Raw genomic sequence first — 10332 nt, 5'->3', positions numbered from 1 at the left:
GCACTAGTCACATACTTATGTATGCTCCTAGCGATTCGTTCATTTGCCGCCTAGCTACAACTTGAATTATTTAGAGTAAAAAGGCTTAGAGTAAAAAAGCTTAGAGTAAAAAAGTTTAGAGTAAAAAGTATGCAAATAAATCTAAAGTCTTATTCAAAATGCGACATCGATAAACGTAATACAAGAGAGTTTACCTTGGCTTGCCATAACTGAAACGAGTAACAAGCAATTCAATATAGGCTTATTCTGCTTATCAGCTTTTTAATTTATTAAAGTGGGATGCGAACAGAGCCATTTTCAAGTGCTTCACCAGTGACGATTTGTCCTGATTTTACTCTTACTCGGATCGTTTCATTGGCCACGGCGTTGTTTACCGCTTTGCCCTCATAACGGATCTGAAAGTGAGGACCTTGTGCAAATACCGTTACTGTTTGTCCTGCTAAAATTGCCCAAGGGCGACGAACCATGGTTGATGTTAAGGGTTTACCTGCGGATATTTGTCTCATCGCAATCGCATTTTTAATTAATGCGGGATCGCGCAATACATCATAAGGCTGTTTTTCTAACTCGCCTGTTGCCATGCTGACAGTAGATGTTTCAATAATGTCATCACGATTAATATCTTTTTTTGCGATTAAGTATTTACCTTTAACGCTAACATCAACTTGAATAAAACGACGTTGTTTATCACATTGAATGGGAATTGAAAGACGTCCCCAATTGCGAGAACCTGCGTGGCGTTGGATCTCTTGTGTTTGACACACTGGCCATTTCTCTTCAGGTGTTAAAACAGTGACTGTCACTTTATCGCCTTGTTGATGAAGCGCGACAAAGAAATCTTGTAGTTCTTCAGGGAGTGATTTAGCGATACTTACATTCACCATAAAGAAAAAAGAAAACAGACCGATAAGAGTTTTAACTAACATAGTTTGTATCACCTTACAGAGTTGATGCTAATTGTGCATTTGTACTTATTTAGCCAGCACAGTGTACATCGTCTCTACACGCCTTAAACGCATAAATAGCAATCCAATTTACGCCTATTCCTCCAATCATCTTTTTTTTGAGCGTTTATTCTGTCAACTGAAATTGTTTTATCAGCTGAGGTAAGTGGCTTAGCCACCAAGGATAGAAGATGCTCGATAAATTAGAAAATACGTTTCATTTTCAACAAGAAGCGCTCTCAATACGCAATAAACGCCAAGAAATCCTCGCTGCGAATATCGCGAACGCAGATACCCCAGGCTTTCAGGCTCGTGATATTGATTTTGCTTCTGAATTGAAAAAAACCATTGAAAACGGACGTACTGGTAGTCATGGCATGCAATTAGCGATGACATCAGAGCGCCATATCCCAATCAAACCCGGTTATCGCTTAGAGGCAGACTTACTCTATCGCGTGCCTCATCAAACTGCGATGGATGGTAATACTGTGGATATGGACATGGAACGTAGTAATTTTGCTGACAATAGCCTTAAGTATCAGGCTGATGTGACATTTATTAATTCACAAGTTAAAAGCATGATGTCTGTATTGCAACAGTAAGGTAAAGAGCATGTCTTTATTTAGTATTTTTGATATTTCAAGTTCAGCACTTTCAGCGCAATCACAACGTTTAAACGTGAGTGCCAGCAATATGGCAAACGCCGACAGTGTTGCGGGGCCAGATGGCGACCCTTATCGTGCAAAGCAGGTTGTTTTTCAGGTAAATGCACCAGCCGGCCAAGAAATTGGTGGTGTGCGTGTCACCGAAGTAGTGGATGATCCAGCCCCATTTCGTATGGAATATCAGCCAGGGCATCCTTTTGCCGATGAAAAAGGATATGTACGTATGCCGAATGTTGATGTCGTGGGTGAAATGATTAATACCATCTCTGCTTCTCGTAGCTATCAAGCTAACGTTGAAGTTATGAACACGGCAAAATCACTGATGCAAAAAACACTGATGATAGGTCAATAGGGAGAATAAATTGTGGGTATTTCTTCCTCAATGAATGAACCTTATGATAATACCATTATCGGGGATGCACCTTCTTCATACCATACGAAAAAAAGTGGTAGTGATGATATTAAAGGGAATTTCCTGACACTTCTCATCACCCAGATGAAAAATCAAGACCCAACAAACCCAATGCAAAATAATGAGTTAACATCTCAGTTAGCTCAAATTTCAACCGTTGAAGGTATAGAAACACTGAATAAAACAGTGAATAACATTGTTGGGCAAATTGATCAAAGTCAGGCATTGCGAGCATCTTCCTTAGTTGGCCGTGGTGTCATGGTCGCTGGGAATAAAATTGTTGTCTTTCAGCCAACCGATGGTAAAGATGAGACTGAAAAACCCAGTGACGGGGATGACACAATTCCAACACCTGATACTCAAAATGAAAAAACACGTCAGCAAATGGGAACGTATAAAGCAGATGATACAGACCCAAATACCCCTGATAGTGAACACCTTTTTTCAACACCTTTTGGTTTTGAATTACTCAGTCCAACCGATTCTCTTACGATAAACATCACCAATGCGAGTGGTGTGACTGTTCGTACGATCAATATGGACAAAAAGATGCTACCGGATGTTTATAACTTCTCTTGGGATTGTACAGATGAAGATGACAATCCTGTTCCAACAGGAAGCTATAAATTTACCGTTAACGCCACGCTTAATGATGCTCAGGTCCCTGTTAAGACACTGAATTATGCGCTGGTGAATAGTGTGTCCATGGTGGATGGTGGTGCCCGCCTTGATGTTGGCTTAGGTAATACCGTTTCATTGGATGAAATTCGTCAGGTTCTTTAACTAACACATATTCAACTTGGAGGGCGCATGTCCTTTTCACAAGCAGTAAGTGGTTTAAACGCAGCAGCCGCAAACTTAGATACTATCGGTAACAATATTTCTAACTCCGCAACCTACGGTTTTAAAGGTGCAAGTGTTTCTTTTGCAGATGTTTTTGCAGGATCTGGTGCAGGTCTAGGTGTTAAAGTTGCAGGTATTAGCCAAAACTTTAAAGATGGTAGTATCACAACGACTAACCGTCCAACAGACGTGGCGATTTCTGGCGGTGGTTTTTTCCGTATTGAAGATCAAAACGGCGGTGTTTTTTATTCACGTAATGGTGAATTCGGTAAAGATAAAAATGGTTTCCTGACTAACATGCAAGGTATGCGTGTAACAGGTTATCCAGTACAAAGCGTTGATGGTAAAAACGTGGTTCAAAAAGGGGCAACGCCAACACCTATTGTTATTCCTACTGATATGATGAATGCAAGTGCAACCGATAAAGTAGATATGACGGTTAACTTGAACTCAGCTGAAGAAGTAATTGATCAAACAACTCATGCGTTTGATCCTAAAGATAATGATTCTTATAACTTCAGTACTAACGTAACGACTTACGATAGCTTAGGTAATGAACATAACCTGAACTTATTCTTTGTAAAAACAAAAGATAATGAATGGGAAGTTCATGCTCAAGACTCCACAACAGGTGAGCCGGCTCAAAATCTAGGCAAGTTAGTTTATAAAAATAACGGTGTATTAGACGAAGCGGCAACCAGCATTAATAATTTCACTACCGTATCTTATAAAGGTTCAGAAACCATGAGTATGGCAATGAACTTTACAGGTAGTACCCAACAGAAAGTTGCTGAATCAAGCGTATCTAAATTAGCGCAAAACGGTTATCAAGCGGGTGAATTCACCAACTTCCGTATTGAGCAAGATGGCTCAATCATGGCGACCTACTCAAACCAACAAAGCCAAGTTGTCGGTCAAATCGCATTAGCTAACTTTGCAAATGCAGGTGGCTTAAGTTCACAAGGCGACAATATGTGGTCTGAAACTAACGGTTCAGGTTCACCGATCGTCGGTGTTGCAGGCTCTGGTGTATTCGGCAAATTAACCAATAACGCATTAGAAGCGTCTAACGTTGATATGAGCCAAGAGTTAGTCAACATGATCGTTGCTCAACGTAACTATCAATCAAATGCACAAACCATCAAGACTCAGGATCAAATCCTGCAGACTCTGGTTAGCTTGCGCTAATAACGCCGGAAATAATCTGTTATGGATCATGTGATTTATACCGCGATGGGCGGCGCCAGACACTCGATGGAAAATCAAGCTGTCGTGGCGAACAACTTAGCAAACGCATCAACGCCTGGATTCAAAGCGCAGCTTAGTGCAATGCGAGCCGTACCTGTCAATGGCGATACCTTACCAACTCGTACATTAACGGTAGCTTCAACGCCTGGTAGCGATCAGAGTCAAGGAACGATGAACTATACCGGTAGATCAATGGATGTTGCATTAAGTGATAACGGTTATTTGGCTGTTCAGCTTGATGATGGCACCGAAGCCTATACCCGAAACGGAAACATCCAACGTAATGCAGATGGCATGTTGATGGTGCAAGGACGTTTGTTAATGGGGGATAACGGTGCGATTGAAGTACCTCCTCAGGCAAATGTCAGTATTGCTAATAACGGTATTGTGACTGCGCATGTTCCCACTGATCCGCCAAAAATGTTGGGTCAGATTGGTCGTTTAAAAATGGTAAAACCAGAGCAAAACGACTTAGTTCGTGGTGATGATGGATTATTCCATTTATCACCGAAAGGAGCAGCGCGTGCTGGTGAGGAATTACCTGCGGATGATAGCGTGAAGGTGTTAGCTGGTGTGTTAGAAGGCAGTAATGTTAATCCAGCAGAAGCCATGGTCGATATGATAGCAAACGCAAGACGTTTCGAAATGCAAATGAAGGTTATTCATAGCGCTGATGAAAATGCGCAAAAGGCTAACCAACTGCTATCACTGAGTTAAATAGTGTAAGGGGAAAACCATGATCCGTTCTTTATGGATTGCTAAAACTGGGTTGGATGCACAACAGACAAACATGGATGTGATTTCCAACAACCTCGCAAACGTCAGCACCAATGGCTTTAAACGTCAACGTGCGGTTTTCGAAGATTTACTGTATCAAACAATTCGTCAACCGGGTGCGATGACTTCTGAACAGACTAACGCACCTTCAGGTTTACAAATTGGTACGGGTGTTCGTCCGGTTGCGACCGAACGTTTACATAGCCAAGGTAACTTAGCGCCAACAAATGGAACACGTGATGTGGCTATCAAAGGACAGGGTTTTTTCCATGTCCAATTACCTGATGGCACAGACGCTTATACCCGTGATGGTGCATTCCAAATGGACCAGAATGGCCAATTAGTGACAACCAGTGGTTTCCAAGTTGTACCCGCCATTATTTTGCCTGATACCGCAAAGAAAGTGATGATTGGTCGTGATGGTACAGTCAGCGTTGAGATGGAAGGTGATCCTGCGCCACAACAAGTAGGTCAATTGACACTAACTACCTTTATTAATGACAGCGGATTAGAAAGTGTGGGTGAAAACTTGTACTTAGAAACCGCAAGTTCTGGCGCACCAACTGAAAATGCCCCGGGTATCAATGGCGCAGGCTTGTTGTATCAGGGATATGTTGAAACCTCTAACGTTAACGTGGCTGAAGAGTTGGTCAATATGATCCAAACTCAACGTGCTTATGAAATTAACAGTAAAGCGATTTCAACATCAGATCAGATGTTACAGAAACTAACGCAACTCTAATTTTGTTTGTTCATTAGCCTGACAGGGTTTCCTGTCAGGCGTATTACTAAAAGAGTATCGAAGATGGATACAAAGGTCATTACTGACAATTCTGGGGCAAGAAAGCTTAGTGTCAGATGGCGTCGTCATCAACGTTTAGGTACCGCCCTGTTGGTACTGACACTGTCGGGATGCGCATATATACCCAAAAAACCGTTAGTAGAAGGTAACACAACTGCGGTTCCAACGGCACCAACGGCACCTGCACCTAATGGCTCTATTTTTCAGTCAGCTCAGCCTGTTTATTTTGGCTATCAGCCTCTATTTGAAGATAGACGCCCTCGAAATATCGGTGACACGTTGACTATCACATTGCAAGAAAATGTCAGTGCAAGCAAAAACTCATCTGCGAATGCAAGTCGTAATGGCAAAGCTGGGTTCCTTGCCTCGATTACGCCAAGGTTCTTGGAAGGATTGTTTGGTAATAGCCGTGCTGATATGGGTATGGAAGGAAACAGTGATTTTGGCGGTAAAGGTGGCGCAAATGCGAACAATACCTTTAAAGGCACCATTACTGTGACTGTCGATCAACTTCTCGCCAATGGAAACCTGCACGTTATTGGTGAAAAGCAAATTGCTATCAATCAAGGTACTGAATTTATTCGTTTTTCAGGTGTTGTGAATCCAAGAACTATCAGTGGTGCCAATACCGTAAATTCAACCCAAGTTGCTGATGCTCGTATTGAATATATCGGAGACGGTTATATCAATGAAGCACAGTCTATGGGATGGCTACAACGCTTCTTCTTAAATGTATCACCTTTTTAATGAGTAGGGTCCAGATGAAAAAAATAGCGATGAGCCTTTTCTTTATCGTGATGACATGTGTCGGTTTTTCCGCCCATGCCGAACGGATCAGAGATCTCACCTCTGTTGAAGGGGTAAGAGAAAATGCGCTGATTGGTTATGGTTTAGTGGTGGGATTAGATGGGACGGGCGACCAAACAATGCAAACCCCGTTTACCACACAAAGTCTGAATAACATGCTCTCACAATTGGGGATCACAGTACCACCCGGCACCAATATGCAATTGAAAAACGTTGCTGCGGTGATGGTAACAGCAAAATTACCGCCTTTTGGTCGTACAGGGCAATCAATCGACGTCGTTGTTTCATCATTAGGTAATGCAAAAAGCTTACGTGGTGGTACGTTGCTGATGACACCACTCAAAGGTGTTGATAATCAGATTTATGCTTTGGCTCAAGGTAATATTGTGGTTGGGGGAGCAGGTGCATCCGCAGGCGGTAATAGCGTTAAAGTTAACCAATTGGCGGGTGGGCGTATTAGTAGCGGAGCGATTATTGAACGCGAACTACCATCACAATTTGGTCAAACAGGTCTGTTGAACTTGCAACTGAATGAAGAAAACTTCACATTGGCACAACATATCTCTGATACCGTTAATAAATTAAGAGGTGTGGGTACCGCGATCCCTTTAGATGCTCGTACAGTTCAACTACGTGTTCCTGTTGGTAAAAGTGAACAAGTACGTTTCTTGGCTGAAGTTCAAAATCTCGAAATTAAACGAGTTATTGCAGATGCAAAAGTGATCATTAATGCAAGAACGGGTTCTGTTGTTATGAATCGTGATGTGACATTAGGAAGCTGTGCGATTGCACAAGGCAACCTTTCTGTCACGGTTGATAGCCAAGTGAATGTAAGTCAGCCTAATACTCCATTTGCGGGTGGTAGCACTGTTGTAACACGTAATACAAGTGTGAATATGAGTGAACAAGGTGGCTCATTACAGCAAGTGAATGCAAGCGCAAGTCTAAACGAAGTGATCCGTACATTAAATGCATTAGGTGCAACACCGACTGATTTAATGTCGATATTGCAGGCAATGGAAAGCGCGGGTTGCTTACGTGCGAGATTGGAGATTATCTGATGAAAGATTTATCTCTGCTTTCTTCAATGCCGACGATGTCAACGCCGGCATATGACAGTAATGCATTGAATAAACTTAAATATCAGGTCGGGCAAAATACCGATCAACAAGGACTGCGCCAAGTGGCGCAGCAACTTGAAGGTGTTTTTGTTCAAATGATGTTAAAGAGCATGCGCGATGCAATACCTCAAGAGAGCATGTTTAATTCAGAAAGTACCAAAATGTACACCTCACTTTATGATCAACAAATCGCTCAAGACTTATCACAAAAAGGCTTGGGCTTTGCTGACATGATAGAAAAGCAGCTTTCTGCAAAGGTGACGATGGAACCGAGCGAGATGGCTGGAAAAACGCCAATGCCATTAGATGGCAGTGATATTTTTCAATCCATGCCAACGCAAGCCTTGGGGCAAATGTACCGAGCAATGCAGCCTTACCAAAATGCAATTGAAAGTACGATTGGTAAGCTTAAAGGGTTATCTGAAAACAGTGCTTCTTTTGCATCTAAATTGTTAGGGCCTGCTAAACAAGCGACAGAAGGCACAGGTGTACACCATCTTTTAGTTGTTGCTCAAGCGGCGCTGGAATCGGGTTGGGGTAAACGTGAAATTCTAACGGGTGAAGGTAAGCCAAGTTATAATCTGTTTGGTATTAAAGCAGGAAATAGTTGGAAAGGACCTGTCACAAATATTATGACAACCGAAGTGATTGACGGTAAGTCAATTAAAATGCGAGATAATTTCCGCGTTTATGGCTCTTATGTTGAAGCTATTCAAGATTATCTCCGATTGATTACTGAAAGCCCTCGTTACGCTAAAGTGCCTCAAGCTCAAACTCCAGAACAAGCTGCTTATCGCATCCAAGAAGCGGGTTATGCCACCGATCCTGGTTATGCGAAAAAACTGGTTTCAATTATTGGTCAATTAAAAGGAAGCGGTGAGCAAGTTGCTAAAACCTATACTCACGATTTAAGCGATCTATTTTAATGCTTTCCCCTCAAGTTTGGAGGGGAAGTACCGATAATAAAGACCAGAGCATTCATTCCAATTTGCCAGCTATGCTCCGTGCATACGGGTGATGACTAAACGTAAAAGGATAGACAAATGTCCAACAGTTTAATTAATACAGCGATGAGCGGACTTAATGCGGCACAAGCTGCGATGAGCACTGTAAGTAATAACATCGCTAACCAAAATGTAAAATGGTACAACCGTCAAATGACTGTTTTTAATGAAAACAGCGGCACAATGACCGGTAATGGTTATATCGGTAATGGTGTTAATGTTAGCCGTATTCATCGTGAGTATAACGAATTTCTTGCCGGTCAAATGAACCGTGCAATGTCAAAACAAAGCGCACTTAATAGTTATACCCAAAATATCTCACAAATTAATGATTTGTTAGCAGATAAAGGAAATGATGTTTCGAGTGCTATTGACGAATTTTTTACAAGTTTACCAAACGTAACCAATAACGCAGAAGACAACCCTGCGCGTACAACGGTAATTGGTAAAGCGGAAGCAATGGTCAATATGTTTGCTAAAGCAGACCAATCATTGCGTGATCTAGAAAAAGATATTAATAGTCAGGTGATAAATACCTCTAAAAATATCAATGAATATACAAAACAGATCGCAAAACTAAATAACGAAATTAGTCGTTCTAAAGGCTTTAATGGCGCTGATCCTAACGACTTATTAGACCAACGTGATCGTTTAATTCAAGAGCTAAACACACTGGTTGATGTTCAAGTCACTCAACAGGATGGTGGTTTTGTTAACGTCACATTTGCTAATGGTTTGCCATTAGTATCTGGTACTCGCTCTTATGAAGTTTCTGCTATTCCATCAAATAAAAATAGCGAACGCCTTGTTATTGGTTATAGCAACGGTATTGATGACGTTCGTGAAGTGGATGCAAAACGTATTAACGGTGGCGAACTTGGCGGTGCTTACCGTAGCCGTGAAGAAGTGTTAGATCCAAGCCGTAACCAATTAAATCAATTAGCGTTAGTGTTAGGTGATCAATTTAATAAACAACACGAACAAGGTTTTGATTTAGATGGTAAAAAAGGCGAGAAATTCTTCGACCTTGGTGGCGCCCATGTAATGCCTAATGGTAAGAATAAAGGTGACGCAACCTTTGATGTGAAATATACCGATACCAAAGCAGTGAAAGCGGCTGATTATACTGTTAAATATGATGGTAGTAAGTGGAATGTTACGGTAGAGCCGGGCGGTCGTAAAGTTGATGCTAAAGTAAACGCGACGGGCGAATTAGAATTTGAAGGTATGAGTATCAAAATCAATGGTACTGCACAAAAAGACGATTCTATTATTGTTCAATCTGTAGGTAATGTGATTGCAGGTATGAAAGTTGCAGTCACTGATCCAAGTAAAATTGCTGCTGCGGGTTCATTAAATGCAGATGGTGAAACTGCACCAAGTGATAACGAAAACATGAAAAAACTGTTTGAGTTACCCGATGAAAAAATCATTGACGGCAAAACAACAATTGCAGGTGGCTATGGTTCACTGATCAGTATGGTTGGTAATAAAGTGAATACGGCTCAAGTTGACTTTGATGCCCAGGTTTCTATTACTAAAAGTATTGTCGAACAACAACAGTCTGTTTCTGGTGTGAACTTGGATGAAGAGTACGGTGAGATGTATCGCATTCAAGAATACTACATGGCAAATGCAAAAGTTATTCAAACTGCAAACAGCATGTTTGATGCGATTATGCAAGTTTTCTAAGTAACCCTTCATCAGAA

General features: G+C 41.5%; 11 protein-coding genes. 10 read left to right on the top strand and 1 reads right to left on the bottom strand.

Annotated features, from left to right (window positions below):
- Nucleotides 1-269 precede the first annotated feature (269 nt).
- Nucleotides 270-926, bottom strand: coding sequence for a flagellar basal body P-ring formation chaperone FlgA (gene flgA / locus ABN080_RS05685; protein ID WP_349440581.1), 657 nt, complete (start codon nucleotides 924-926; stop codon nucleotides 270-272).
- 209 nt (nucleotides 927-1135) lie between these two features.
- Between flgA and flgB the strand changes: the two genes are divergently transcribed.
- The 10 genes from flgB (at nucleotide 1136) to flgK (ending at nucleotide 10315) form a co-directional block, all read left to right on the top strand.
- The gene (gene flgB / locus ABN080_RS05680) at nucleotides 1136-1546 is read left to right on the top strand and encodes a flagellar basal body rod protein FlgB (RefSeq protein WP_072068529.1); all 411 of its coding nucleotides are present in this window, start codon (nucleotides 1136-1138) and stop codon (nucleotides 1544-1546) included.
- Nucleotides 1547-1556: 10 nt separating this feature from the next.
- A complete protein-coding gene (flgC, locus tag ABN080_RS05675; RefSeq protein ID WP_023581815.1) occupies nucleotides 1557-1961 on the top strand; it encodes a flagellar basal body rod protein FlgC in 405 nt (134 codons plus the stop codon).
- A gap of 12 nt (nucleotides 1962-1973) precedes the next feature.
- Nucleotides 1974-2804: a flagellar hook assembly protein FlgD gene (locus ABN080_RS05670; protein WP_349440580.1), complete on the top strand. Its 831-nt coding sequence runs from the start codon at nucleotides 1974-1976 to the stop codon at nucleotides 2802-2804.
- Between the two features lie 27 nt (nucleotides 2805-2831).
- Nucleotides 2832-4052 (top strand): flagellar hook protein FlgE, encoded by a 1221-nt coding sequence (flgE, locus tag ABN080_RS05665; RefSeq protein ID WP_072068527.1) that lies wholly within the window; start codon nucleotides 2832-2834, stop codon nucleotides 4050-4052.
- A gap of 21 nt (nucleotides 4053-4073) precedes the next feature.
- On the top strand, nucleotides 4074-4829 hold the full coding sequence (locus tag ABN080_RS05660; protein ID WP_196553714.1) for a flagellar basal body rod protein FlgF: 756 nt from the start codon (nucleotides 4074-4076) through the stop codon (nucleotides 4827-4829).
- A 19-nt stretch (nucleotides 4830-4848) separates the two neighbouring features.
- Nucleotides 4849-5631, top strand: coding sequence for a flagellar basal-body rod protein FlgG (gene flgG, locus ABN080_RS05655; RefSeq protein ID WP_072068525.1), 783 nt, complete (start codon nucleotides 4849-4851; stop codon nucleotides 5629-5631).
- A 63-nt stretch (nucleotides 5632-5694) separates the two neighbouring features.
- On the top strand, nucleotides 5695-6438 hold the full coding sequence (locus ABN080_RS05650) for a flagellar basal body L-ring protein FlgH (protein WP_196553713.1): 744 nt from the start codon (nucleotides 5695-5697) through the stop codon (nucleotides 6436-6438).
- 14 nt (nucleotides 6439-6452) lie between these two features.
- Nucleotides 6453-7559: a flagellar basal body P-ring protein FlgI gene (locus tag ABN080_RS05645; RefSeq protein ID WP_072068523.1), complete on the top strand. Its 1107-nt coding sequence runs from the start codon at nucleotides 6453-6455 to the stop codon at nucleotides 7557-7559.
- Nucleotides 7559-8545 carry a flagellar assembly peptidoglycan hydrolase FlgJ gene (gene flgJ, locus ABN080_RS05640; protein ID WP_349440579.1) on the top strand — a complete coding sequence of 329 codons (987 nt, stop codon included), beginning with the start codon at nucleotides 7559-7561 and terminating at the stop codon, nucleotides 8543-8545. Before ABN080_RS05645 ends, flgJ begins: the two co-directional genes overlap by 1 nt.
- 117 nt (nucleotides 8546-8662) lie before the next feature.
- On the top strand, nucleotides 8663-10315 hold the full coding sequence (gene flgK, locus ABN080_RS05635) for a flagellar hook-associated protein FlgK (RefSeq protein ID WP_349440578.1): 1653 nt from the start codon (nucleotides 8663-8665) through the stop codon (nucleotides 10313-10315).
- Nucleotides 10316-10332 lie beyond the last annotated feature (17 nt).

Origin of the sequence: Proteus sp. fly-1089, assembly GCF_040138965.1 — a bacterium.
GTDB lineage: Bacteria > Pseudomonadota > Gammaproteobacteria > Enterobacterales > Enterobacteriaceae > Proteus > Proteus vulgaris_B.
This window is presented reverse-complemented; position numbering and strand designations above follow the sequence as displayed.

Coding starts and splice junctions, on each gene's coding strand:
- flgA (WP_349440581.1), bottom strand. CDS start 926: ATGTTAGTTAAAACTCTTATCGGTCTGTTTTCTTTTTTCTTTATGGTG.
- flgB (WP_072068529.1), top strand. CDS start 1,136: ATGCTCGATAAATTAGAAAATACGTTTCATTTTCAACAAGAAGCGCTC.
- flgC (WP_023581815.1), top strand. CDS start 1,557: ATGTCTTTATTTAGTATTTTTGATATTTCAAGTTCAGCACTTTCAGCG.
- flgE (WP_072068527.1), top strand. CDS start 2,832: ATGTCCTTTTCACAAGCAGTAAGTGGTTTAAACGCAGCAGCCGCAAAC.
- ABN080_RS05660 (WP_196553714.1), top strand. CDS start 4,074: ATGGATCATGTGATTTATACCGCGATGGGCGGCGCCAGACACTCGATG.
- flgG (WP_072068525.1), top strand. CDS start 4,849: ATGATCCGTTCTTTATGGATTGCTAAAACTGGGTTGGATGCACAACAG.
- ABN080_RS05650 (WP_196553713.1), top strand. CDS start 5,695: ATGGATACAAAGGTCATTACTGACAATTCTGGGGCAAGAAAGCTTAGT.
- ABN080_RS05645 (WP_072068523.1), top strand. CDS start 6,453: ATGAAAAAAATAGCGATGAGCCTTTTCTTTATCGTGATGACATGTGTC.
- flgJ (WP_349440579.1), top strand. CDS start 7,559: ATGAAAGATTTATCTCTGCTTTCTTCAATGCCGACGATGTCAACGCCG.
- flgK (WP_349440578.1), top strand. CDS start 8,663: ATGTCCAACAGTTTAATTAATACAGCGATGAGCGGACTTAATGCGGCA.